Source organism: Pantoea eucrina, from assembly GCF_001691555.1.
GTDB lineage: Bacteria > Pseudomonadota > Gammaproteobacteria > Enterobacterales > Enterobacteriaceae > Pantoea > Pantoea borealis.
The window spans coordinates 863557-888387 of sequence record NZ_MAYN01000008.1 but is presented as its reverse complement, the minus strand read 5'-3'; the positions used below and the strand labels follow the sequence as shown (position 1 = coordinate 888387).

At 50.5% G+C, this 24831-nt stretch carries 27 protein-coding genes; 22 read left to right on the top strand and 5 right to left on the bottom strand.

From position 1 onward, the window contains the following. Window positions 1-190: 190 nt before the first annotated feature. Window positions 191-448, top strand: a complete 258-nt coding sequence (locus BBA90_RS10215; protein ID WP_065649031.1) for a biofilm development regulator YmgB/AriR family protein — start codon at window positions 191-193, stop codon at window positions 446-448. Window positions 449-479: 31 nt separating this feature from the next. Here the strand turns inward: BBA90_RS10215 and umuC are convergent, their stop codons facing one another. Next, window positions 480-1742, bottom strand: coding sequence for a translesion error-prone DNA polymerase V subunit UmuC (gene umuC, locus BBA90_RS10210; RefSeq protein ID WP_065649030.1), 1263 nt, complete (start codon window positions 1740-1742; stop codon window positions 480-482). Further along, on the bottom strand, window positions 1743-2165 hold the full coding sequence (umuD, locus tag BBA90_RS10205; RefSeq protein WP_065649029.1) for a translesion error-prone DNA polymerase V autoproteolytic subunit: 423 nt from the start codon (window positions 2163-2165) through the stop codon (window positions 1743-1745). It abuts the gene before it with no gap. Between the two features lie 279 nt (window positions 2166-2444). Between umuD and BBA90_RS10200 the strand changes: the two genes are divergently transcribed. From BBA90_RS10200 to BBA90_RS10180, 5 genes are all read left to right on the top strand, one after another. Next, window positions 2445-2771 carry a four-helix bundle copper-binding protein gene (locus BBA90_RS10200; protein ID WP_065649028.1) on the top strand — a complete coding sequence of 109 codons (327 nt, stop codon included), beginning with the start codon at window positions 2445-2447 and terminating at the stop codon, window positions 2769-2771. Window positions 2772-3537: 766 nt separating this feature from the next. Beyond that, window positions 3538-4716, top strand: coding sequence for an acyltransferase family protein (locus BBA90_RS10195; RefSeq protein WP_065649027.1), 1179 nt, complete (start codon window positions 3538-3540; stop codon window positions 4714-4716). A gap of 929 nt (window positions 4717-5645) precedes the next feature. Beyond that, window positions 5646-6008 carry a GtrA family protein gene (locus tag BBA90_RS18775; protein ID WP_075050730.1) on the top strand — a complete coding sequence of 121 codons (363 nt, stop codon included), beginning with the start codon at window positions 5646-5648 and terminating at the stop codon, window positions 6006-6008. Beyond that, window positions 6005-6925 carry a glycosyltransferase family 2 protein gene (locus BBA90_RS10185; RefSeq protein WP_065649025.1) on the top strand — a complete coding sequence of 307 codons (921 nt, stop codon included), beginning with the start codon at window positions 6005-6007 and terminating at the stop codon, window positions 6923-6925. Before BBA90_RS18775 ends, BBA90_RS10185 begins: the two co-directional genes overlap by 4 nt. After that, complete coding sequence (locus BBA90_RS10180) at window positions 6918-8348, top strand: glucosyltransferase domain-containing protein (protein WP_065649024.1); 1431 nt, start codon at window positions 6918-6920, stop codon at window positions 8346-8348. Before BBA90_RS10185 ends, BBA90_RS10180 begins: the two co-directional genes overlap by 8 nt. Before the next feature lie 798 nt (window positions 8349-9146). Here BBA90_RS10180 and BBA90_RS10175 read toward each other — a convergent pair. Beyond that, entirely contained in the window at window positions 9147-10274 is a 1128-nt protein-coding gene (locus BBA90_RS10175; protein ID WP_065649023.1) for an acyltransferase family protein, read from the bottom strand. Between the two features lie 92 nt (window positions 10275-10366). Then, window positions 10367-10804: a hypothetical protein gene (locus BBA90_RS10170; RefSeq protein WP_065649022.1), complete on the bottom strand. Its 438-nt coding sequence runs from the start codon at window positions 10802-10804 to the stop codon at window positions 10367-10369. Window positions 10805-11359: 555 nt separating this feature from the next. On the opposite strand from BBA90_RS10170, the gene BBA90_RS19665 reads away from it, so the two are divergent. Together BBA90_RS19665 and BBA90_RS19660 are read left to right on the top strand one after the other, a co-directional pair. Next, on the top strand, window positions 11360-11737 hold the full coding sequence (locus BBA90_RS19665; RefSeq protein ID WP_139074181.1) for a tyrosine-type recombinase/integrase: 378 nt from the start codon (window positions 11360-11362) through the stop codon (window positions 11735-11737). Window positions 11738-11742: 5 nt separating this feature from the next. Next, window positions 11743-12048 (top strand): tyrosine-type recombinase/integrase, encoded by a 306-nt coding sequence (locus BBA90_RS19660; RefSeq protein WP_139074210.1) that lies wholly within the window; start codon window positions 11743-11745, stop codon window positions 12046-12048. 35 nt (window positions 12049-12083) lie between these two features. On the opposite strand, the gene fliE is transcribed toward BBA90_RS19660, so the two are convergent. Beyond that, entirely contained in the window at window positions 12084-12395 is a 312-nt protein-coding gene (gene fliE / locus BBA90_RS10160) for a flagellar hook-basal body complex protein FliE (protein ID WP_065649020.1), read from the bottom strand. Window positions 12396-12733: 338 nt separating this feature from the next. Here fliE and fliF point away from each other — a divergent pair, with 338 nt between their 5' ends. The 14 genes from fliF to rcsA all read left to right on the top strand — a co-directional run bounded on the left by fliF (window position 12734) and on the right by rcsA (window position 24751). Further along, complete coding sequence (gene fliF, locus BBA90_RS10155; RefSeq protein WP_065649019.1) at window positions 12734-14446, top strand: flagellar basal-body MS-ring/collar protein FliF; 1713 nt, start codon at window positions 12734-12736, stop codon at window positions 14444-14446. Continuing rightward, complete coding sequence (gene fliG / locus BBA90_RS10150; RefSeq protein ID WP_065649018.1) at window positions 14443-15435, top strand: flagellar motor switch protein FliG; 993 nt, start codon at window positions 14443-14445, stop codon at window positions 15433-15435. Before fliF ends, fliG begins: the two co-directional genes overlap by 4 nt. Then, window positions 15428-16138 (top strand): flagellar assembly protein FliH, encoded by a 711-nt coding sequence (gene fliH / locus BBA90_RS10145; protein WP_065649017.1) that lies wholly within the window; start codon window positions 15428-15430, stop codon window positions 16136-16138. The genes fliG and fliH overlap by 8 nt, the downstream gene beginning before the upstream one ends. Further along, window positions 16138-17493 carry a flagellar protein export ATPase FliI gene (fliI, locus tag BBA90_RS10140; protein WP_065649016.1) on the top strand — a complete coding sequence of 452 codons (1356 nt, stop codon included), beginning with the start codon at window positions 16138-16140 and terminating at the stop codon, window positions 17491-17493. Before fliH ends, fliI begins: the two co-directional genes overlap by 1 nt. A gap of 25 nt (window positions 17494-17518) precedes the next feature. Next, window positions 17519-17962: a flagellar export protein FliJ gene (fliJ, locus tag BBA90_RS10135; protein WP_065649015.1), complete on the top strand. Its 444-nt coding sequence runs from the start codon at window positions 17519-17521 to the stop codon at window positions 17960-17962. Beyond that, window positions 17959-19233 carry a flagellar hook-length control protein FliK gene (locus BBA90_RS10130; RefSeq protein WP_065649014.1) on the top strand — a complete coding sequence of 425 codons (1275 nt, stop codon included), beginning with the start codon at window positions 17959-17961 and terminating at the stop codon, window positions 19231-19233. The genes fliJ and BBA90_RS10130 overlap by 4 nt, the downstream gene beginning before the upstream one ends. A gap of 129 nt (window positions 19234-19362) precedes the next feature. Further along, a complete protein-coding gene (gene fliL / locus BBA90_RS10125) occupies window positions 19363-19848 on the top strand; it encodes a flagellar basal body-associated protein FliL (protein ID WP_065649013.1) in 486 nt (161 codons plus the stop codon). A 4-nt stretch (window positions 19849-19852) separates the two neighbouring features. Further along, window positions 19853-20860 (top strand): flagellar motor switch protein FliM, encoded by a 1008-nt coding sequence (gene fliM / locus BBA90_RS10120; RefSeq protein WP_039385143.1) that lies wholly within the window; start codon window positions 19853-19855, stop codon window positions 20858-20860. Continuing rightward, window positions 20853-21263, top strand: coding sequence for a flagellar motor switch protein FliN (gene fliN, locus BBA90_RS10115; RefSeq protein ID WP_065649012.1), 411 nt, complete (start codon window positions 20853-20855; stop codon window positions 21261-21263). The genes fliM and fliN overlap by 8 nt, the downstream gene beginning before the upstream one ends. A 2-nt stretch (window positions 21264-21265) precedes the next feature. Then, a complete protein-coding gene (gene fliO, locus BBA90_RS10110; protein ID WP_065649011.1) occupies window positions 21266-21658 on the top strand; it encodes a flagellar biosynthetic protein FliO in 393 nt (130 codons plus the stop codon). 2 nt (window positions 21659-21660) lie between these two features. Continuing rightward, the gene (fliP, locus tag BBA90_RS10105) at window positions 21661-22395 is read left to right on the top strand and encodes a flagellar type III secretion system pore protein FliP (protein ID WP_039385989.1); all 735 of its coding nucleotides are present in this window, start codon (window positions 21661-21663) and stop codon (window positions 22393-22395) included. Between the two features lie 34 nt (window positions 22396-22429). Next, a complete protein-coding gene (gene fliQ / locus BBA90_RS10100; RefSeq protein WP_039385151.1) occupies window positions 22430-22699 on the top strand; it encodes a flagellar biosynthesis protein FliQ in 270 nt (89 codons plus the stop codon). Further along, window positions 22699-23487, top strand: a complete 789-nt coding sequence (fliR, locus tag BBA90_RS10095) for a flagellar biosynthetic protein FliR (RefSeq protein ID WP_065649010.1) — start codon at window positions 22699-22701, stop codon at window positions 23485-23487. Before fliQ ends, fliR begins: the two co-directional genes overlap by 1 nt. 628 nt (window positions 23488-24115) lie before the next feature. Next, a complete protein-coding gene (gene rcsA / locus BBA90_RS10090) occupies window positions 24116-24751 on the top strand; it encodes a transcriptional regulator RcsA (protein ID WP_039385157.1) in 636 nt (211 codons plus the stop codon). Window positions 24752-24831: the final 80 nt, after the last annotated feature.

Sequence of the window (24831 nt, the reverse complement as noted above, 5' to 3'; positions counted from 1 at the left end):
AAATGATCGATCCAAAAAATAGCGCGCCTATTTTGATGCATATCATTTACACGTACGACCACACAAAAGAGCGCTGCGCGAGTTGTACAACTACGAAAATCTTGTATAAGTTTATTGCAGCGCGGAGAGCATACGCTTTTGCCACCGCCAGACAATAACATGTGTGATTTCTCTTTTTGTGAGGCTTAATATGAAACAGCTTGCTACCCCGGAGTCTCAGCTCAGCGACTACTTTAAAACTACCGGTGAACAGTATCTGAGTGAACGTGTGATCATCTCTGAAATCCGGCTTGAACTGACCACACGCAAGATCCGCGTGACGAACAAAGATATCATTCTGGCCCTGATCATGCGGCTTGAAGCGGAACAGGATATTGTGAAACAGGATATCTACCGCAACGCGCTGGAAATTGTGATCCAGCGTACGCCTGAAGATATGGGTAACTGAATGTCAAAGCCGGGTAATTGAAACAGGGACGTTATTTCGCGATCGGCAAATCGGCGTAACGCGTCGTGTAAGACGGGGACAACATTTCCTGCTTCATCGCCCAGGGTTTCGCGATCCCCTGCCCTGCAAACCACAGTTGCCCCCTGCCTTCCTGGTTGACCTTATCCATTACCTGCATCAGGGCTGCGCTGTTTGCGCGCGGCTGGAACTCATCAAACAGGTTAAGCTGCGCCACGCCCTGGCTAAAAAAATCGCCCAGCATGACGCCCGCTTTCATATATCTCCGGCCCTCGAGCCAGATACGATCCAGCGCGTCTGTCGCCACGCGGATAATATCCCGGCTGTCGTGAGTCGGGATAGCCAGCCTGCCCAGCGCCTGATTGCCGTAAAATACCTCATCGTCGGCGTGCGGGCTGGTGCGGATAAACACCGCTATCTGCCGGCAATACTGGCGTTCTGCTCTGAGCTTTTCAGCGGCCCGTACTGCAAAATTGCAGACCGCCTCGCGCATATCACGATATTCGGTGATGCGTGAACCAAAGGAGCGCGAACACACTATCTGCTGTTTGTCAGGCGCTAACGCTTCCAGCTCAAGGCAGGATTCACCACGCAGCTCTCTGACCGTGCGTTCCAGCACCACGCTGAAGTGCTTACGGATAACCCAGGTGCTTTGATCAGCCAGATCCTTAGCCGTGATCACGCCCATCGCGTTCAGTTTTTTACTGAGACGCCGGCCCACTCCCCATACGTCTTCTACCGGCACCAGTGCCATGAGTCTGCGCTGCCGTTCTGCATCTGACAGATCCACCACCCCGCCGGTTTTGGTCCATTTTTTAGCTGCATAGTTAGCCAGTTTTGCCAGCGTTTTAGTCTGAGCAATACCCACCCCTGTGAGCAGGTGCATCTCCTGGTATATCCGCTGCTGGATCGCTCTGCCATAGGTTTCCAGCGATGTGTAGCGCTGCATCCCGGTCAGATCCATAAATGCTTCATCAATCGAGTAGATTTCAACGGCTGTCGCCATCTCCTCCAGCGTGGTCATCACCCGGTCACTCATATCGGCATAAAGCGCATAATTAGAGCTGAACACCCGCACATTGTGACGCGTCAGTTCATCTTTCATTTTAAAATAGGGCGCGCCCATTTTGATACCCAGCTTTCTGGCCTCAGCCGACCGGGCGATCACGCAGCCATCGTTGTTACTCAGCACCACAACCGGCGCGCCTTTCAGATCCGGCCGGAATATCTTTTCACACGACGCATAGAACGCGTTAACGTCCACCAGCGCGAACATCTAGGGGCCTATCGTCTTAATGGCATGTCTGACCACACCAAAAATTTCAAACTGATCGGCGTCCTCAATTGCAATGATCGCATGCGCCGCATTCATGGGCCTGAGATGCAGAAACGGGCGCAGCATAAGCTGTTTAACTGTAAATTCGCCACAGACTGAAGCGACTACCACATCACCGTGTCCGGCTTTGAGCGAGCTGTCTACCACCAGCATATCGCCGTCGTTGATGCCCCCTTCAATCATTGAGTCACCGCTGACTTTAATGAAATATGTCGCGCTGGGATGCTGTACAAGCAACCTGTTCAGGTCGATTCGCTGCTCCACGTAGTCCTGAGCCGGCGACGGAAAACCGCAGGGAACGCGGCTGACATAAAGCGGTAATTCAAGGATGGCGCGGATGTCCGCCGGGTGTAAAAGCTCCATATCCATGGTCTCAAAATGATTACTGTATATAAATACAGTAATAGCAGTTCCCGTAAACGATCAAGCAAATACGCCTGATGTTTTTGTAAAGCCTGTGCAGATAAGACAAATTGAGTGAATTACAGGCGCAAATTGATGAATGTTCGCGCGGCTTACTCTTCAGCGCGCGTGCCAGTCACAAAATGAGCGCCGTGCTGAAAACGTTATTAACATATTCACAATTTGCATAATTGGGGATTTTTTCCAGGCTTATCAGGTAACCCTAACCGAGGAGAAGATATGTTGGATCAATACAAACAGTGCATTGAAGCCTGCTACCTTTGTGCAGCCGCCTGTGATAACTGTGCCGTTTCATGTCTTGAAGAGGAAAATCCGGAGATGATGCGGGAGTGTATCCGGATGGATATGCAGTGTGCGAATATCTGCCGTCTCGCCGCACAGTTTATGACGCTGAAGAGTGAGTTTGCGCCCGCGCTCTGCCAGCTTTGTGCAGAGATTTGCCAGAAATGTGGCGATGAGTGTGGCCAGCACCAGCACGATCACTGCCAGGCATGCGCGAAAGCCTGCCATCACTGCGCAGGACTGTGCCGCCAGATGGCCGCATAATCGCGAAGCCTGAAAACCCGCTTACCGGCGGGTTTTGAGATGCAGGCAGGGTTCTTATCTCTGTCTGCTGGCGCAGGCATAGATTTCAGCCTTATAAATCTGCACGATTATCGGGGAGGAATCACCGTAATCGTGTCTGTGAATATAAGGAGTTAACGAACTGGAGTTTTCAAGGGGTTACAGAACGTTTTGATACGTAATACATCATTCTTGCTCTGAGAAAATCTTTGGTTTCCGGATACGATAAATTTATTTCTTTCTCTATCTTTCTGTACGTTTCTGCTCCTCTGACTGGGAGGCTTAAGCAGCCATCTTTTTCTATGGCGTTACCAGAAGGCCAATCTCCGTCAGCTTCAACTATCCCATGGGTAGCAGAAAAACTATAAGCTTATCCTCACAAATCCTCTATGAAAAGGGAGATCACATAATTCACATTCCCATCAAACCTCTGGACAAAGTGTAATGCAAAACCTGGATAGATTTGTTAGAAAGATGGAAATCCACCGTAAATAGTAGATTCTGCGCGTCGATTCGCCTTTGCACTGATAATACGGGCAGTCAATAGACCTTTTCTCGCCTGTCTGTTCTGTAAACAGCTTTTCCTGATGTAAAAATAGAGCGAAACGCATACACCACCCGGTTTTTACTCAAATCGGTGTGAGTGATAGTTGTCTCTCCGCAGAAGCTTTTTTAAGATATCTTTCTGACAGGCTACAGTCTGATCTACTATGTTGCAAACCAGATAAATTTCATACGGAATTATTAAATGATAGCCAATAAAAAATCCAAGATTGAAGCCATAGAAGGCATCCGAGGTATGGCCTGCCTTATGGTTTTTCTGTCTCACCTCTCATCTACCTTTGCTCCCTCTATGCATACCGGTAGTATTGGCGAGGTAAAAACAAGCCTTGATCTTTTATTGCATAACTCTCCTTTTGCTTTCATATATTCTGGAGCAGCAGCTGTTGGTATTTTCTTTGTCCTCAGCGGATTTATACTTTCTTATGCTATATCTGAAAAAGGAAGCATCATCGAAAATGCTTCTGCAATGTTTGTGAAAAGATATTTCCGTCTTATGCCAGTTGCACTATTCTCTTCTATTATTGCATTTTTGATATTTAAATACACATCCGTTGATACATCTGACCTTGCTCAATGGGCTAAAAACTACGATATAAAAAATCCGTCTATTAAAGAAGCAGTTTATCATGGATCAGTCACGCCATTTTTTTCTGGCTTCTCGCCTTATAACTGGTCTTTATGGACTATGAAAATTGAATTTTTTGGTTCAGCTATAATATGTTTTCTTTGCTGCATTATAACTCAAGTAAGATACAAGAAATTTATTGTATTGATTTGCATGATCATTCCTTTTCTGATGAATGTAAAGAAAGGGGATGATATATATTATGCTTCTTTTATATCAGGAATGCTGATCTATCATATGAAATCAGAGATTAACAGGTATGCATCTTTTTCTTTATTTTTAACAGGCATCTATCTTTGCGGTTTTCATACAACCTCTTCATTTTATCAATGGCTCAATGAGTTAACTAACATTAAAATAGATGGAAGGACAATTGATAATTACAGCTTATATAATAATCTGGGTGGATTCCTTGTCGTTTTGTCCGCCATCAAAAATGATTCCCTTAACAAAGCTATGTCTTTGAGGCCACTGGTATATATGGGCACACTCTCTTTTTCTGTGTACGCTTTGCATCAACCTATTATGCACTTTACCTGCCCAAGCATTTATACACTAATGAGAAACATTGATCTAACTTACAGCCAGGCCGCAGCATTAGCATCATTAATAACACTAATAATTTGCTACATAGTATCCATCCCTACACATAAGTATGTCGATTCCATTAGTGTAAAAGCCTCAAAAAAAGTACAAGGTTTATTAATAAAAAAACACAGTCAAGAAGCGTCAGATTAACATATAAAAATGCATCTAGAATTTTATTATTTTTCCACTTAATAACGCAGGAAAACCGTATTTAATCTTTTAAGAAATCATTAGTGGCTGGTTATAAATACTTAATCAGTCACTATTTAGCTTACTATTACACAGCCTGCTCTATCGACACGGTCTGCGATTACACTGTTATCAGGGCTTTTTTGAAGCTAGCTGGTCGTTGTGGATTGGGGTTTGTTTAGCCTATTATGCCTGATTTTGTCTGCCAGTTTATAGCCAACGTTTACGCTGGGTTTTTCAATGAAATTGAAGGCCAGTTAAGACACTATGAACATTAGAATAATCTTGGCGGGTTGGGAATGAATACTGCACTGAGGCTGAGCGTAGGACTCTATATAGTCCTACGCTGGCGAAGGAACCCAATTAGAGACTACCATTAAAATTCAACCGAAACCACGTCACGTTCACCCTTATGCGTTGATACATTCGGAAGGTGTTCATAGAATTACTAATGCACTCATTCGCTGCTTTGAGCGTGAAGTACCAGATAACATGCTTCGGCTCTTCAATGAGATCAGCAGTAATAATGATGCTGCGGCCTGATGGCTTGCGCTTAATGGAATTGATGAACACTTCTCTGATCCGGCACTCGCAGAGCATGGTCAAAAATTTCTTTGATAAGAACTGTATATATGCATTAATAGCAATCAGTAGATCGGATCAAGACGCGTCAGCAGTAGATTTTGCAAAATCGTTACCAGATATGGATTTTTATTTGCTGCGACTCGCATGAGTGATCATTTTTAGGCACCCGCTCATTAATCTGCTTAGATCGGCGTGGTACAGGATTGCCCCCGACGCCGGGGCTTTTTTATGCGATTGTTCTTAAAGGGTTGCAGTCTGTTTAACTATGTATAAGATCGGTAAATTCTTAACTTAAGCTAAACCTTATGCTCAAACTATTTTCGCGTTATGTCAGTGTTGGCGTGCTGAACACTGCTATTCATTGGGCCGTCTTTTATCTGATACTTTGCACCTCAGATGCCACTCAGTCACTCGCCAACTTTGGCGCATTTTGCGTTGCAGTAACGTTTTCGTTCTTTGCAAACGCGCGCTGGACGTTTAACTCACAGACAACAACTCTGCGCTACATGATTTATGTCGCCTTTATGGGATCTCTGGCTTCAGCTGTTGGCTGGGCGGCTGACAGGTCGGGATTAGCACCGCTGGTTACTCTTGTAGCATTCTCCGCAATAAGCCTTTTCTGTGGCTTTATCTATTCACGGTACATCGTTTTCAGGGAAGCAAAATGAAGATATCCCTCGTGGTGCCCGTCTTCAATGAAGAGGACGCGATACCAATTTTCTATCAGGAAGTACGCCGGGAGCTTACCGCGTACGAGGTTGAAATTGTATTCGTCAACGACGGTAGCAAGGATGCCACTGAAGAGATAATCAATGCTCTGTCAGTGTCAGACCCATTGGTTAAAGCGCTGTCCTTCACACGCAACTTTGGCAAAGAGCCCGCGCTTTTCGCAGGGCTTGAGCACGCGATCGGTGATGCAGTGGTCCCAATCGATGTTGACCTGCAGGACCCGATCAATGTCATTCCGCAGCTTATTGAGCGCTGGCAGGCAGGGGCTGATGTGGTACTGGCCAAGCGTGCAGATCGCAGCACTGACGGCCATCTGAAGCGAAAAACAGCGGAGTGGTTCTATCGCCTGCACAACAAAATTAGCTCGCCAACGATTGAAGAGAATGTTGGTGACTTCCGCCTCATGTCGCGTGAAACGGTCGAGCACATCAAACTCCTTCCGGAGCGCAACCTGTTTATGAAGGGTATCCTGTCCTGGGTAGGCGGCCGCGTGGATGTGGTTGAATACACCCGGGCTGAACGCGTGGCTGGCACGTCAAAGTTTAATGGCTGGAAACTGTGGAATCTGGCTTTAGAGGGCATTACAAGCTTTTCAACTTTCCCGCTGCGCATGTGGACATATATCGGCTTGTTCGTCGCTGCAGCCTCGTTCCTTTACGGAGCATGGATGATTTTCGACACATTGGTATTTGGTAATCCTGTAAGGGGATATCCCTCTATCCTGGTATCAATTCTTTTCCTCGGCGGAGTGCAACTCATCGGGATAGGGGTGCTCGGTGAGTACATTGGAAGAATTTACGTAGAAACTAAGCAAAGGCCACGCTTCATAATTAAGCAAAGGAATGACAATGATTAAAATTAATAAGCTGGATAGTGGTGGATGGGCCATAGTTATCGCGACTGCTCTTTTCATTCTTCCGATAATGCTTTCTGGGATACTTTATCAGGATGATATCCTGAGATCCGCTAATGGTGAGCCATATTGGGGTGTGCTAGGTCGTCCGCTTTCAGATGTTGTGGTAATGGCTTTGGGGTTTGGAAATGGCTATGTTATTGATGCATTTCCTTTTTCTTTGGTAGTTGCCGGCGCTTTGCTTGGCGCTTCTTCATTGATCTTATATTCACGATTTGCCTTACAAAGAGGCATATCTTCCGGTATCGTATTTTCTCTGTTCTCACTAAGCCCGTTTATACTACAAAACTTATCGTATCGTTTTGACTGCTTCCCTATGATGTTGGGCGTTTTCCTCGCGGCGCTACCCTATTCTGTTGCTGTCTCTTCGTTACGCCCCTGGGTGCGCGTAGCAACTGGCACCGTTTGCTTAGTTATGGCGCTGAGCCTATATCAGGCAACCATAAATGTATTCTTATCACTTTGCGCAATAGAAATAATTTACCTACTTTATACGAATAGGAGCGGGACTAATGCGTTAAGGATCTCTATCGAAAGGGCTTTATCTGCAGCTTTATCTATGCTGGTTTACATGAAAGGTATTACTCCCTTTTATCTTTCAAAAAATGTTCACTCAGATTTAGTAACTAAGGCTGAAAATCCTGCTGAAAGCCTAATGTACAACATTGATAGGTTCTGGAATATTGCAAACAGCCTAATGAACCATTCCTTATTCATGGCTTGGATATTAGCTCTGATCGTAGCCATTGCTGGATTGATATTTCTTGCCATAAAAATAATAAAATCCGAAGAATCGCCATTTTCAAAGTTTGTTGCTTTTTTGGTTATCACTATTGGAATTATTGTTACTGCCTTCTCTGTGACAGGCCCTTTTGTATTTATCGATAAAACCGTTGTTGCACCTCGGGTTATGATGGGATTGCCTGGTCTAATGCTACTGGTCGGGTATCTTGCATCAACGATAGGGAATAGAAAAGCCTCAGCTTTCGTATGCATTATCCCTGTTGTGTTCTCTCTGTCTTATGCGTCAGCTTATGGTAATGCCAGTAAATCGCAAAGGTCACTTGAGGATAAGGTTTTCTACGAAATTTCATCCTCAATACCTAGAAACTTGGAAGGCAAGAAGATATATATCAGTGGCCAGATAGCTACAAGCCCGGCGACTAATATGGAGTTTAAGAGATTTCCTTCCCTTAAATGGATGGTAATGCCACTCTACAGCTGGTCTGGAATGGTCATGCTCAAGCAATATGGCATTGAGGCTGAGATGGGTGTGCCTCCTGCCAGCATGCTTGTTAACAAATCAATCGCTACCCGCTTTTTTGATCTGGATACCGGGTCAGGCATCCATATAAAACTCAAGTAGAAATTACTTGTTCACCTTCAGCCTGAGCTTATAGTTCAGCCTGAAGGTGTTAGCTGCATTTATCGGTGTTTGTAAATTAACCCCAGTGTCACTGAGGCTTACAATGCCTACCGGCGCGACTGAGGTTGCCTGCCTTCATGTTCTTATAATAATCCACGCCTCAAAACCAATTACTTTCCATCCTGTCGGCGGAATCAACTGTACAAGCTCATCACCTCTGTTTATAAGCTGAGTTGAATATGTAGACGCATATGACACCCCTGCCCTTTACACTTATATTCATTTGGAACGAGATAGAACCAGCAGAAACAGATTTAAGTAGTCCAACTGACCAGCGGTAATATTCATCATTTGAACACCTGAAAAGCAATTCATTAGGTAATGTTAACGTTGCCCCATCCTTAAATGAATCTTTAAGGATCGAGCCAAAACCGCTGATAGCTTGCTGTACCAGCTGACGTAAGCCTTCAATGGTGTGATGTTGATATCCGAAGCGATCTGTATAATAAAGAGCTAATGATGTTACAAACTCATCGATTTTTCCGGCGTTAAACCCTAGAAGCGGGCTAACAGAGTCATCAGCATGATTGACGCAGCAGTATAGATTCTCCGGGACCAGCGCCAACTGACAAGAATGTATCCACAGATATCATTCACCTTTCATACCAGGGAGTACGGAGAAGTATGGATATTTATTTGCTACGGCCGGCGTGAGTGGTTACTGTTTAGGCTCCCACCCGCAGCCCGCTCAGATCGGCGCGGTACAGGATTGCCCCGTCGCCGGGGCTTTTTTATGAATCATGGCGTGCTGGTAGACTTCATCTTGCGTAATCTATTGCGTCTTATGCTTTCTGCGAGTTTATGCCCAATGCTTACGCTTGGTTTCTCAATAAGGTTGTAAGTAAGGTATGACATAGCAAAAGTTAAAATAAAAAGAATCAGGAACAAAGTTATACCGCCGTTAGCTTTATATATTCCAAAATCTCTTAAATAAATTCCAGCTAGTTTTTTAACCACCATGTGGTTTATGTAAATAGAGTAAGACATCTCCCCTATCATAATCCAGAAGCTGCCAAACTTAATATCAATGTGTTTACTTAACATTACAAGCGAACCGACCAGAGCGAAAGAATAAAGGCCCCACCGTTCAATGCCGCCGCCTCTGTTATATCCAGAGATTATCAACGCAACAGAAACCCAGAAAATGCATACCATAAGCATAATAAATGCTTTATTTCCTGTTAACTTATCGCTTGCCCGCATGTAAAACTCAGCAATAAACATACCAAATATGAAGTCATAAATAATCGGGCTGGAAAGAAACGTAAAATTGCGCAGCAAAGAGTCTGGGCCAGCATCCCTTGTAATTGGGTCAACCTGCAGATATCCACGGAAGTAAAGCTGGCTTGCGCTGACGACAGCTATCACCAGAAATATACATAGTAAAGTCCTATACTTATGGCTGACTCCTATAGAAACAGCAAAAAGAGCATAAAACATTACTTCATATGTAAGTGTCCATGCCGGCAAGTTGATGCTAAACCCAAACCACGGACCTATAGAGTTGTAATCATTTGGTATTAACAGCAAACTCTTTGCTATTTTAGAGAATGAATATGACTGCGCAGAGTCACAAAAAACAAGAAACATTAAAACAAGAAAGTACACAGGATATAATCTAAAGAATCTTTTTATGCAAAACTCAGTTGCAGTATTATTTTCTCTATTTTTTGATGAGTAGACAATTATAAAGCCACTTATAACAAAGAAAATATCTACACCAACCTCTCCTAGACCAAACAATCTGTCTCCGAGATCGGATTGTGCATAAACAGAGTTTATGTACTGTCTAAAATGAAAAGCGATCACTAATAGCACTGCTATCCCACGAAGGAACTGTATAGAATCGAGTTTCCTGCTCTGCATTGATTTTATCCATCAAACGATTTTACATAATTATAACGATGGCTTAATTTTTTACAATCTTTACAAGTTAGATGAGTTGTGCTGCAAGCCTCTTATGGTAAAAGGCGATAAAGGCTACCCAGCCACTTTAATAGGCTGTAGTGCTTGAGAAGTCGCAGTTTGGCCGCAAACAAATGATGAACCAGCATTACATACAAAACAATGGCGGTTTCCGCCATTCGGAGCCGGATATGGGTCCGAAATCCCATTAGGTTTGCAATCGAATAGTAGGCTGATTGCCGGCCCGTTGTACTTAGGATGTTATATTCCTGATTCCAGTGCTCAGTTATTTTCACATTATTGGCATCAACGTAAGCATGAACGTCTTGCCACGCCCCTATTCTGAGGAAAAAATCACAGGCTACACAACCTATATCAGTCACAGCAACAGCTTTTTCATTTATTGAGTCATGGTTAGCCCTACCAACAAGCACCCCCTCAACAAAGCTGGTAAATTTCAAATAATGGCAGTTACGCGTGATGATACTCAAAGGGCATGCGGCAACACGAACCCTGAAATAAAAGCTTGTGTTAGAATTTGGCGGTGGTGATTTATTTTAAGGCGTAGCGTAACCGGATAAAAGAAGAAACCTTTGTGGCAGGAATATATAACCATAACCCTTATTGATCCCCAAAAGTAATAACCGAAAACTTCGTATTCCGCTCCTTTAACGGCAACCTCAAGGCATGCGCTAATGCCATAGTTGAAGTGCAGATCTATACACTGCAAGTTCTCCGAAGCCGTACGGCTTGGCAGGCCGTAACTAAGGCAAAACACTTTGCCCCATTACAAACTCATCAGCGCTGCCCGCAGCGCTGATGAGTTTTTGATACGAACAATGCTGCACTGACCAAGGGCTGACTCTCTATACAGGAGACTGAAATCAGCCGTAACTTGCTTGACTCTTACAAAACCCGGCTAACAACAACGATCGGGATTATCGGCGCCGACAGGATGAGTCGGGCAATCAAGACGGAGGATATCCAGCGCATGCGGCTGGAGCTATTGAAAGGAAGCTACGTATACGGGCGCGGAAAAAATAGGCATGGCAAAGGCAGGTCGGTGGCATACGTCAACACGTGTATGCCAGACCAGTACTCACTTTTTAAGTTTGCGTATGAAAACGGTTATTGTGTATACCGGATTGCGACATAGCGAACTTTGCGCACTCGCATGGGAGGACATCGACCTGATCAGGGGAACCATCACCGTCAGGCGAAACCTCACTAACCAGGGAGACTTCACTCCACCCAAAACAGACGCGGGTGCGCGCACCGTATTTTTGGTCGACTCAGCAATTAGGGCATTGAAGGATCAGCTTGAAATCACCAGAATGCGTCCGCCGGCAGTCATTACTCTGTTATCGCGTGAGTATGGGAAAGCAGTAAGGATGAGGTCACATTCGTTTTCAATCCAAAAGTAAACGCGATAAACAATGTCAGCAATGATTACTACACAATTGGTTCTATTCCTCAGACATGGCGGGCAGCAGTTAAGCGTGCAGGCATAACTTACCGTAAGCCATATCAATCCAGACACACATACGCCTGCTGGTCACTTTCTGCAGGGGCAAATCCCAACTTTATCGCCAGTCAGATGGGACACGCTAACGCACAGATGGTTTATCAGGTGTACGGTTCCTGGATGAAAGAAAATGATGAGGACCAAAGGAGTCTTCTTAACGAAAAACTGAATGATTTTGTCCCATCACTGTCCCACATTAAAGCCATCTGACTAATAACTATATTTAGATCATATAGTTAATCTACCTAAACCTGCATATTCATAATATCGCTGTACGCACTCACCAGCTTGTTGCGCACCTGAATGCCCATCTGCATAGAGATAGAGGACTTCTGCAGATCAACCATGACGTCGTTAAGCTGTACGCCAGGCTTACCGAGCTCAAAATCCTGCGCCTGCGTGCGGGCGGTGGTCTGGGTTTCACTGATCTTGTCCAGCGCCGCTTTCATCGTGGCACCAAAATCGAGCTGACCGGAGGAGTGAGTTTCCTTGCCGGCAGCCTGCAGTGAGGTCATCTGCAGCTGCTGCAGCACGCCATCTATTGCCTGAATTGACATCTTTATACCTCGCAGAAAAAGGGAGTGAATTTTTTACGCCTGCAAAGTTAGCACAGTGTCAATAGGACAAAGGCGCTAAATAGCCCCTAAAACCCCGGCTTATTCAGCCATCGAAGTCATGCGATTCATCAATAATGCCTGCCATAAGATTGGAATTTCATTTTTACCCTAAAGTTTTTGCGGCGCGGTCCGAAAGGAAACGCCCGTGCGGGGAGCTCACTTCGTCAGCTACCGCCGGCACTCTAATGGCCAGCAGCGCAATTACCGGGTAGACGTATCAGGGAGTCTGTTTTGTTACCACAACTTACCCGGTCAATTATGTCAGGCAGGAATCGGTCATGAATGCGAGTGCAGCCGCTACACAGGATACAGCAAAGAAAGGCATAACAGACCTTTTCGCCCGCCTGCGCGCTAATCCGCGAATTCCCCTCATCATCGCTGCGGCCGCAGCCATTGCGGTTGTGCTGGCGCTGGTGCTCTGGGCCAAAGCGCCCGATTACCGCGTGCTCTATAACAACCTCTCTGATGAAGATGGCGGCGCCATTGTCACCCAGCTGACGCAGATGAACATCCCCTATCAGTTCGCTGAAAACGGCGGTGCCCTGATGGTGCCGGCCGATAAAGTGCATGAACTGCGCCTGCGCCTTGCGCAGCAGGGCCTGCCGAAAGGTGGCTCGGTAGGCTTTGAGCTGATGGATAAAGAGAAGTTCGGTATCAGCCAGTTCAGCGAGCAGATCAACTACCAGCGTGCGCTGGAGGGTGAACTGGCACGCACGATTGAAACGCTGGGTCCGGTCAAGGCCGTACGCGTGCACCTGGCGATGCCGAAACCTACCCTCTTCGTTCGCGAACAGAAAGCGCCGTCGGCTTCAGTGACGCTGACGCTGCAGCCTGGCCGGGCACTGGATGAAGGGCAGATCCAGGCCATCCAGCATATGGTCTCCAGCAGCGTGGCGGGCCTGCCGCCGGGCAACGTGACCGTGGTCGATCAGACCGGCCGCCTGCTGACCCGCTCCGACAGTGAAGGACGCGATCTCAACGACGCCCAGCTGAAATATGCCGCTGAAGTTGAAGCGCGTTATCAGCAGCGTATTGAAGCGATCCTGAACCCGATTGTTGGCCAGGGCAACGTACACGCGCAGGTCACCGCTCAGATTAACTTCGACCGCAGTGAACAAACGGATGAGAAGTATCAGCCAAACGCCAATCCAGCTAACTCGGCAGTGCGTTCGCGTCAGACCAGCACCAGCGATCAGAACGGCAGCGCTTATCCGGGTGGCGTACCTGGCGCCCTCTCTAATCAGCCCGCGCCTGCTAACAATGCACCGGTGACAAATCCGGCGCAGCAGAACGCGGCTAATGGCCAGAACAATGCGGCGCAGAATGCCGGTACCACCACCAGCACCGCCAGCCAGAGCAGCGGCCCGAGCAGCTCCAGCCGTAATGATACGGTGAACTATGAGCTCGACCGCTCAATCCGCCACACCAAACTCAACGTTGGCGATGTGCAGCGTCTGTCAGTCGCCGTGGTCGTGAACTACCGCGATGACGGTAAAGGCAAAGCGGTCGCGCTGAACGATCAGCAGATCAAACAGATTGAAGATTTAACCCGCGAAGCGATGGGCTATTCACAGACGCGCGGCGACAGCATCAATGTGGTGAACTCGGTATTCAATACCACCGAGCCTGCAGGTGGCGATCTGCCGTTCTGGCAGCAGCAATCGTTCTTCGATCAGCTGATGAATGCCGGCCGCTGGCTGCTGGTGGCGCTGGTTGCGTTCATCCTCTACCGCAAACTGGTGCGTCCGCAGCTGATGCGCAAACGCGAGGCGGAACAGGCCGCTGCTGAAGCCGTGGCTGCCCGCGCCGCTGCGCAGGAAGAAGAAGCTGCTTATAGCGTGCAGATTAATAAAGATGAGCTGGACCAGGAGCGTAAATCTTCTAACCGCATGAGCGCCGAAGTGATGAGCCAGCGCATCCGCGATATGTCTGAAAACGATCCGCGCGTCGTGGCGCTGGTTATCCGTGAATGGATGAGTAACGAACTATGAGTCTGACCGGTACAGAAAAAAGCGCCATCCTGATGATGACCATCGGCGAAGAGCGCGCAGCTGAAGTGTTTAAACACCTGAACCAGCGTGAAGTGCAGCACCTCAGCGCGGCGATGGCCAGCATGAAACAGATATCGCACAAGCAGCTGACGGAAGTTCTGCGCGAGTTCGAGACCGATGCTGAGCAGTTTGCGGCGCTGAGCCTGAACTCCAACGACTACCTGCGCTCGGTACTGATCAAGGCGCTGGGCGAGGAGCGCGCCTCCAGCCTGCTGGAAGATATCCTGGAGACGCGCGAAACCACCAGCGGTATGGAAACGCTCAACTTTATGGAGCCGCAGGCGGCTGCCGATCTTATCCGCGACGAACATCCGCAGATCATCGCCACAATCCTGGTGCATCTGAAACGTGGTCAGGCGGCCGATATTCTGGCGCTGTTTGACGAACGCCTGCGTCACGATGTGATGCTGCGTATCGCCACCTTCGGCGGCGTTCAGCCGGCGGCGCTGGCGGAGCTGACTGAAGTCCTGAACAGCCTGCTGGATGGCACCAACCTCAAGCGTGCGAAGATGGGCGGCGTGAGAACCGCGGCCGAAATTATCAACCTGATGAAAACGCAGCAGGAAGAGGCGGTCATCGAAGCGGTACGCGACTTCGACGGCGAACTGGCACAGAAAATCATCGACGAGATGTTCCTGTTCGAGAACTTGGTGGAAGTGGACGATCGCAGCATCCAGCGTCTGCTGCAGGAAGTGGAGTCCGAGCAGCTGCTGATTGCGCTGAAAGGTTCCGAGCAGCCGCTGCGCGAGAAGTTCCTCAAGAACATGTCTGCGCGTGCAGCCGACATCCTGCGCGACGACCTGGCCAACCGCGGTCCGGTGCGTATGTCTGCAGTAGAGAACGAACAAAAAGCGATTCTGCTGGTGGTACGCCGTCTGGCAGAAGCGGGCGAAATGGTGATTGGTGGCGGCGAGGAAACCTATGTCTGATGCATTTTCTGCCCGTCCGTGGCAGCGCTGGCTGCCTGACGATCTGGCAGCGCCGCTGAGCACCACGCCTGACCTGCCGCCTGCGGGGCATGATGCTGACGCTGATGTCATGACGTTCAGCGAAGAGGATGAGCAGCAACAGCAGCTGGAGCGGATGCAGCAGCAGATGCGTAAAGATGCGCAGACGCAGGGCTACAGCGAAGGCTACCAGAAAGGATTTGCGGAAGCGCAGCAGAATGGCTACGACGCCGGCTTTCAGCAGGGTCTGGCCGACGCACAGCAGCAGCAGGCGCCGCTGCAGGCGCGCATGCAGCAGCTGGTGACCGAGTTCCACCATACGCTGGAAGCGCTGGACAGCGTCATCGCCTCGCGGCTGATGCAGCTGGCGCTGGAGGCCGCCCGTACCGTTATCGGTCAGGCGACGCAGGTGGATGGCAGCGCCCTGCTGCGGCAAATCCAGCAGCTGATCCAGCAGGAACCGATGTTCAGCGGCAAACCGCAGCTGCGCGTGCATCCGGACGATCTGCAGCGCGTGGAGCAGACGCTTGGCCCCACGCTTGATCTGCACGGCTGGCGGCTGCTGGCGGACAGTACGCTGCACCCCGGCGGCTGCAAGCTCAGCGCTGAAGATGGCGATCTTGACGCCAGCGTGGCAACCCGCTGGCAGGAGCTGTGCCGTCTGGCAGCGCCGGGAGCACTCTGATGACGTCTCGTCTGTCGCGCTGGCTTGGCGCACTCGACTCCTTTGAACAGCGTATCAGCCAGGTGCAGACCGTGCGACGCTATGGGCGCCTGACGCGCGCCACCGGGCTGGTGCTGGAAGCGACCGGGCTGCAGCTGCCGCTGGGCGCAACCTGCATTATTGAACGCCATGACAACGGCCACATCACCGAAGTAGAGAGTGAAGTGGTGGGCTTTAACGGGCAGAAGCTGTTTCTGATGCCGCTGGAAGAAGTTGACGGTATTTTGCCCGGCGCCCGCGTCTATGCGCGGATGAACGGCGATCACAGCGGTAAACAGCTGCTGCTGGGACCGGAACTGCTGGGACGCGTGCTGGATGGCAGCGGCAAGCCGCTTGATGGCCTGCCTGCGCCTGAAACCGGTTATCGCGCACCACTGATCACCCCGCACTTTAACCCGCTGCAGCGCACGCCGATCCATGACGTGCTTGATACTGGCGTGCGGGCCATTAACGCCCTGCTGACGGTGGGACGCGGCCAGCGCATGGGACTGTTTGCCGGTTCCGGCGTGGGTAAGTCGGTGCTGCTGGGCATGATGGCGCGCTATACCAAAGCCGACGTAATTGTGGTTGGCCTGATTGGCGAACGCGGCCGTGAAGTCAAAGAGTTTATCGAAAATATTCTGGGTGCCGAAGGCCGCGCCCGCTCGGTGGTGATCGCCGCGCCGGCCGATGTCTCCCCGCTGCTGCGCATGCAGGGCGCCGCCTACGCCACGCGCATTGCGGAAGATTTTCGCGATCGCGGCCAGCACGTGCTGCTGATCATGGACTCGCTGACCCGCTACGCGATGGCGCAGCGTGAAATTGCGCTGGCAATTGGTGAGCCGCCGGCAACTAAAGGCTATCCCCCTTCCGTATTCGCCAAGCTGCCGGCGCTGGTAGAACGTGCCGGGAACGGCATCGACGGCGGCGGGTCAATCACGGCGTTTTATACCGTACTGACCGAGGGTGACGATCAGCAGGATCCTATCGCTGACTCCGCGCGCGCCATTCTGGACGGGCATATTGTTCTGTCGCGCCGGCTGGCGGAAGCGGGTCACTACCCGGCTATTGATATCGAAGCGTCGATCAGTCGCGTAATGACCTCGCTGATTGATGAAACACATTACGCCCGCGTGCGGCAGTTTAAGCAGCTGCTGTCCAGCTATCAGCGTAACCGCGATCTGGTCAGCGTTGGCGCCTACGCCGCCGGCAGCGATCCGATGCTGGACCGGGCAATTACGCTCTATCCGCAGATGGAAGCATTTCTGCATCAGGGGATTTTTGAGCGCAGTGAATATGATGACGCCTGCCTGCACCTGCAGACGCTGTTTGGTTAACGCTGTTATCAGACGAGACTGACCCATGAAAACCGCCAGTGCAATTGACACCCTGCGCGACCTTGCCGAACAGGATCTGGACGATGCTGTCGTCCATCTTGGCAACATGCGGCGCGGCCAGCAGCAGGCTAATGAACAGCTCAGCATGCTGCTGGACTATCTGGATGAGTATCGCAACAAGCTCAACCAGGATATGTCCGGCGGTATTACCAGCATGCGCTGGAGCAACTACCACCAGTTTATTCAGACGCTGGAAAAAGCGATTGACCAGCATCGCCAGCAGCTCAGCCAGTGGGATCAGCGCACTGAACAGGCGCTGGGCAGCTGGCGGGAAAAACATAAAAAACTCAATGCCTATCAGATGCTGATCACCCGCGCTGAAGAGAGTGCATTGCGTCAGGAAAACCGTCTCGATCAGAAACGGATGGATGAATTTGCCCAACGGGCCGCACTGAGGAAAAGCGAATGACTACGCTGCAAGCCCTGCTTACGCATACTGCAAAAGTCGCTAAAACAGCTGTCGCAACGGATGCGGCACCAGAGAACACGGCAACGGGTGACAGTCTGCCGTCCCATTTTATCACCGAGCTGGGTAATCAGCTGCTGGCGCTGGCGAAACAGCAGGGAAAACTGCAGCCGGGTGAGACCCGCGGCGCTGAAGAGGCTGCCGGTAAAGATGATAAAACATCACTGAGTACGCTGCTGCAGGCACTGGACAAACCAGATGCCTTAAATGCACTTTTCCAGCCGGCGGGATCTAAAGCCGGGCTTAAATCCGCCGATGATAGTGATGAGCCTGCCGTTACCCCGTTAAGTGCCAGCGACTTACAGAACGTGCAGGCGCTGTTTGCCATGCTGCCGGCGATGGTGGAAAACCGTCCGCCGCTGGCCTCCGTTGCTCAGCCGCCGGTAGCCGCTAACGCCACCGCAGGTACACCGCTTAACGCGGCGCTGACAGGGGCGCTGCTGACGGGCACCGCGCAGGCAACTGAGCAGGCAGACGCGGCGGTACCCCACACCGGCAGTCAGGATGCGCCAGCGCTTACCGCGCGCGCTGACGCCCTGGCCGCCAGCAGTCACAGCAGCACCGCGCCCGCCAGTAGTGGGGCACTGACGCTGGATGAGAGTTTCCGGCAGATGCTGGGGGGACTCAGTAAAAGCGATGAGCGGCACGCGCTGTCAGCCGGACAGGAGCAGCCAGCCGCGCATCTCAGCACCCTGTTCAGCAGCAGCGCACCGGTTAATACCGCCAGCGCCAGCCTGCAGGGCACGCCGTCAACGCCGATGCTGAATGCACAGCTTGGCAGTCAGGAGTGGCAGCAGGCGCTGGGTCAGCAGATTGTGATGTTCAGCCGCAACGGGCAGCAGAATGCTGAACTGCGGCTGCATCCGGAAGATTTAGGCGCGCTGCAGATCAGCCTGACAATGGATAAGGACCAGGCGCAGCTTACGCTGGTTTCAGGTCACAGCCATGTCAGAGCGGCGCTGGAAGCCGCCCTGCCTCAGCTGCGCAGTGCACTGGCGGAGAGCGGCATTAACCTGGGCCAGAGTCAGGTCAGCAGCGACGCGTTTGCCCAGAGCCAGCAGCAGCACGCCGGACAGCAGGAGAATCAGCGCGACGGCCAGTATGGCCGCTTTACTCAGGCGCTGGAGAGTGACAGTGAGATAACACCTGTAGCCGTTCCGGCGACCCTGCAGGCGCGCGCTGCCGGCAGCGGTGGCGTTGATATTTTTGCCTGACAGCGGCTAAACGCTGAAGGTAAGCGTAAAACCCGCGTCTTTTCTTCCCATTGTTTGACTTAAGACGCGGGATAATCTGTTCAGGTAAGCCGAGAGGCTTGCCCATAATTCACAGGAAGTACTGCAAACATGTCTGATAACGCGAAAGCAAAAGGCCGCAAACGTTCATTACTGATTCCGGTGTTACTGATTTTAACACTGGCCGCTTGCAGCGTAGCAGGCTATGCAGTCTGGCGAATGATGAATAAACACGAGGGTGACAAACCGGAGGCCGCGAAAGTTGAGCCACCGCCCGCCCCCGTCTTTTTTGCAATGGATACGTTTACGGTTAACCTGGTCAATCCTGACAACGATCCCGATCGCGTGCTGTACGTAGGCTTTACGCTGCGTCTGCCGGATGAGGATACCCGTCGCCGGTTGAACGATTACCTGCCGGAAGTGCGCAGCCGTCTGCTGCTGCTGCTGTCGCGTCAGAACGCGGCGCAGCTGGCAACCGAACAGGGCAAACAGGCTCTGGTTGAGCAGATAAAACAGGTGATGGCGCCGCCGCTGGTAACCGGACAACCTGCACAGGCCGTCAGTGATGTGCTGTTTACCGCCTTCATTTTGAGGTGATTTAATGGGCGATAGCATTCTCTCCCAGGCTGAAATTGACGCGCTGCTTAACGGCGACAGTGACAGCGCGGAAGTAGAGAAAATTTCCACCGGGAGCGATGGCGACATTCGCCCTTACGATCCCAACACCCAGCGTCGCGTGGTACGCGAGCGGCTGCAGGCGCTGGAGATCATTAATGAACGTTTTGCGCGCCATTTTCGTATGGCGCTGTTTAACCTGCTGCGCCGCAGTCCGGATATCAGCGTAGGGGCGATAAAAATTCAGCCCTACCATGAGTTTGCCCGCAACCTGCCGGTGCCAACCAACCTGAACCTGATCCATCTGCAGCCGCTGCGCGGCACGGCACTGGTCGTGTTCTCACCAAGCCTGGTTTTTATCGCCGTCGATAACCTGTTTGGTGGTGACGGTCGCTTTCCGACCAAAGTAGAGGGACGTGAGTTTACCCATACTGAACAGCGCGTGATCCGCCGCATGCTGAAGCTGGCGCTGGATGGCTACAGCGACGCGTGGAAAGCGATCTACCCGCTGGAAGTGGAGTATGTCCGTTCAGAGATGCAGGTGAAATTCACCAACATCACCACCTCACCTAACGATATTGTGGTCAACACGCCTTTTCAGGTGGAGATTGGCAACCTGGTGGGTGAGTTTAACATCTGTATTCCGTTTTCCATGATTGAGCCGCTGCGCGAGCTGCTGGTCAATCCACCGCTGGAGAACTCCCGTCAGGAAGATACCCACTGGCGCGATAATCTGGTGAAGCAGGTGCAGCACTCTGAGCTGGAGCTGATTGCACATTTTGCCGAAACCTCAATGCGCCTGTCGCGCATTTTGCAGCTTAAACCCGGCGATGTGCTGCCGATTGAGAAGCCGGATCGCATTATTGCCCATGTGGATGGCGTTCCGGTGCTGACCAGCCAGTACGGCATGCTGAATGGCCAGTACGCGCTGCGCGTTGAACATCTGATAAACCCGATTTTGAATTCGCTGAATGAGGAACAGCCCAATGAGTGACAGCAAAAACCCGTCCGACGATATCTCCGCGGACGATCTGTGGGCTGAAGCAATGAACGAGCAGACCGGCAGCGGCAGCGCACCGGCCGCCAGTGAAAATGTTTTTAAGGCGTTTGAGAGCGCCGGCGCCAGCGGTGCCATGCAGGATATCGATCTGATCATGGATATCCCGGTCAAACTTACTGTTGAACTGGGACGTACCAAGATGACAATCAAAGAGCTGCTGCGTCTGACGCAGGGTTCTGTGGTGTCACTGGATGGCCTCGCCGGTGAACCGCTGGATATTCTGATCAACGGCTATCTGATTGCACAAGGTGAAGTCGTGGTCGTGAATGATAAATATGGTGTACGCATCACCGATATCATTACGCCTTCTGAACGCATGCGTCGTCTGAGCCGCTGATGATGCAAAACAGCGCACAAACCCTGCAGCCGGCGCACACACAGCCCGTGGTCTCTACCGGCTCCGTGGTGGGCCAGGTCGGTACGATGCTGGCAGTTATCGTTCTGCTGATTCTGGCCTGCGGCTGGCTGGCAAAACGCATGGGTTTTGCGCCAAAAACGGTGAATGCGCAGGCGCTGAAAGTCAGCGCCAGCGTACAGGTCGGGCGTCAGGAGCGGGTGGTGATCGTTGAAACCGCCGATGCGCGTCTGGTGCTGGGTGTGACAGCGCAGCAGATCACCCATCTGCACTCGCTGCCGCCGTTACCGCCTGAAGAGCACCCACAGGCTCAGCCTGTACCACAGGATTTTCGTCAGATCCTCCACAACCTGGTTAAACGTCCCGGAAAACCTTAATGATGCGTCGATTACTCTCTCTGCTGCCGCTGCTGATGCTGCTGGCACCGGCTGCGCACGCGCAGTTGCCTGGTCTGGTCAGCCAGCCGCTGGCTAATGGCGGGCAGAGCTGGTCACTGCCGGTACAGACGCTGGTGTTTATCACCTCGCTGACCTTTATCCCGGCCGTACTGCTGATGATGACCAGTTTTACGCGCATCATTATCGTGTTTGGCCTGCTGCGTAACGCGCTGGGTACGCCGTCGGCGCCGCCTAATCAGGTGATGCTCGGCCTGGCGCTGTTCCTGACCTTTTTCATCATGGCGCCCACGTTCGACAAAATTTATGCTGATGCCTACCTGCCCTTCAGTCAGGACAAAATCAGCATGGAGGTGGCGCTGGATAAAGGTGCCCAGCCGCTGCGCGAGTTCATGCTGCGCCAGACGCGCGAAGCCGATCTTGCCCTGTTTGCCCGCCTGGCCAATACCGCGCCCATTGATGGCCCGGAAGCGGTGCCGATGCGTATCCTGCTGCCCGCGTACGTCACCAGCGAGCTGAAAACCGCATTTCAGATTGGCTTCACGGTCTTTATCCCTTTTCTGATTATCGATCTGGTGGTCGCCAGCGTACTGATGGCATTAGGTATGATGATGGTCCCGCCGGCGACAATTGCGCTGCCGTTTAAGCTGATGCTGTTTGTGCTGGTTGACGGCTGGCAGCTGCTGGTGGGATCGCTGGCCCAGAGCTTTTATTCCTGACCCTTCAACAATCTTTCCCTGACAGGAGCACAGTATGACCCCGGAATCGGTAATGGTAATGGGCCAGGAAGCGATGCGCGTTGCGCTGATGATGGCGGCTCCGCTCCTGCTGGTCGCGATGGTAAGCGGACTGATCATCAGTATCCTGCAGGCGGCAACGCAGATTAATGAACAGACGCTCTCTTTTATCCCCAAAATTCTGGCGGTGGCGGCCACCGGCGTGATCGCCGGTCCGTGGATGCTGAATCTGATGCTGGATTACATTCGCACCCTGTTCAGCAATCTGCCTTACATCATCGGCTGATGGTTACCCTCGACAGCAGTCAGCTGATCCACTGGGTGGCGCAGTTTTTCTGGCCGATGGCACGCCTGCTGGCGCTGTTTGCCAGCGCGCCGGTGCTGAATGAGCGCAATATCCCCAAGCGGGTAAAGGTGGCGCTTGCGTTTGTGATCACCTGGATTTTACTGCCGCTGCTGCCACCGGTAGAGGTTACCCTGTTCTCCCCTGCCGGCTTCTGGATGCTGATTCAGCAGCTGCTGATTGGTGCGGGCATCGGTCTGACCATGCAGATGGCGTTTTCAGCCGTTAAGCTGGCGGGTGAAATCATTGGTTTACAGATGGGATTATCTTTCGCTACGCTGCTGGACCCGAACACGCGGGTCAACATGCCGCTGCTGGCTCGCTTTCTGGATATGCTGGCCATGCTGCTGTTTCTGACTTTCAACGGACACCTGTGGCTAATCTCGCTGCTGGCAGACAGTTTTCAGACGTTGCCTGTCAGCGCAGAGCCGCTGAGTGCTGATGCCTTCATGGGACTGGTCAAAGGCGCCGGGTTAATTTTCCTTAATGGCATGATGTTAGCGCTGCCCTTAATCATTTTGCTCCTCACGCTAAACCTGGCACTGGGTTTGTTAAACCGTGTTTCACCTCAACTGTCGGTTTTTGCTATTGGCTTTCCTGTTACCTTAACGGTCGGCATCCTCTCCATGGGTATGCTGATGCCCCTTCTTGCCCCGTTTTGCGAACATCTGTTCAGCGAAGTCTTTGATTTACTCGCCCGATTTGTCTCAGAACTTTCCCCTGCACGTTAGTTAACGATACTGTTACCATTCTGAAGTGATAGTTAAGCAGTCAAAATCATTCCGTATACTTTTCAAACCATTTTTTTCAGAAATCAACTGAGGAAATTCTGATAAATCGATATTTATCGTGAAAAACATTCTTATTAAACGGTGCCTGGAGTATTTTAGTCAGACGATTCTTAAGGTGGTTTCCCTGACGGATCGGTTGGCAAAGTGCTCAAGGGTATGTTTTTAAACAAAAAAAATTTAAAAGCGATTTTTCTTGTCTAATTTCCCTTTTTCCGGCATTGTCAACACTCGCTGAAGCGTCACACTTTCGCGAAACAAATGTTTTTAAGATTTGTCCTATCAGAATTGCCTGTAACATGCGCGATAGTGACACAGCTCTCAAAAACAGAGCGGAAGGTATACCTAAAGCAAATTCCTGGTGATTCCCGCTATCGCCGGGAAAAGAATGACGTGGATGGAACACAAAAAACTTCGCAGAACGGGTCAGGGAAGAGTCATGATGGCACAGGGATATAATTTGCCAGACTGCAAAGCAGAATAAAAAAGTGTCTTTGAAAATTTCTCTCGTACCGCAAACGCGTATTCATCGTTGATTTAAACGGATAACAAATTGGTGAGGGTCGCTATAATGCCAACGATTATTATGGATTCATGTAACTACACACGCCTGGGCCTGTCGGACTATATGTCGGCAAAAGGAGTTAAAAAGAAAAACATTACTGCAGCCACGGATATCGAACAGCTACAACAAAAATGCGAGCAACTAAAACCTGGCGTAGTATTTATTAACGAAGATTGCTTTATTCACGAAGCCGATTCAAGCGATCGTATTCGTGCTATTATCACACAGCACCCGGATACTCTTTTCTTTATTTTTATGGCGATCTCAAATATCCATTTTGAGGAATATCTCTACGTTCGTAAGAACCTGATTATTACATCAAAATCGATAAAGACGTCAACACTGGATTCCCTGCTGGGCACTTACCTGCAAAAGAAACTCAATGCGTCACCGCGTATTTCCGCCGGGATGGATATTCATCCACTGACGCTGAGCCAGACTGAATCAAATATGCTGAAAATGTGGATGTCAGGCCATGACACTATTCAGATTTCAGACAAAATGCAGATCAAAGCTAAAACCGTTTCATCTCATAAAGGCAATATTAAGCGTAAAATCAAAACGCATAATAAACAGGTTATCTATCATGTGGTACGTCTGACAGATAATGTAACCTCCGGCATTTATGTTAACGTGCGATAAACTGTCTGCGACATAATTTATGCTGCTGCAGGGCTGGTCTATTGACCGGCCCTGTTGTTTTTTAACGCTTTTGCGATCGC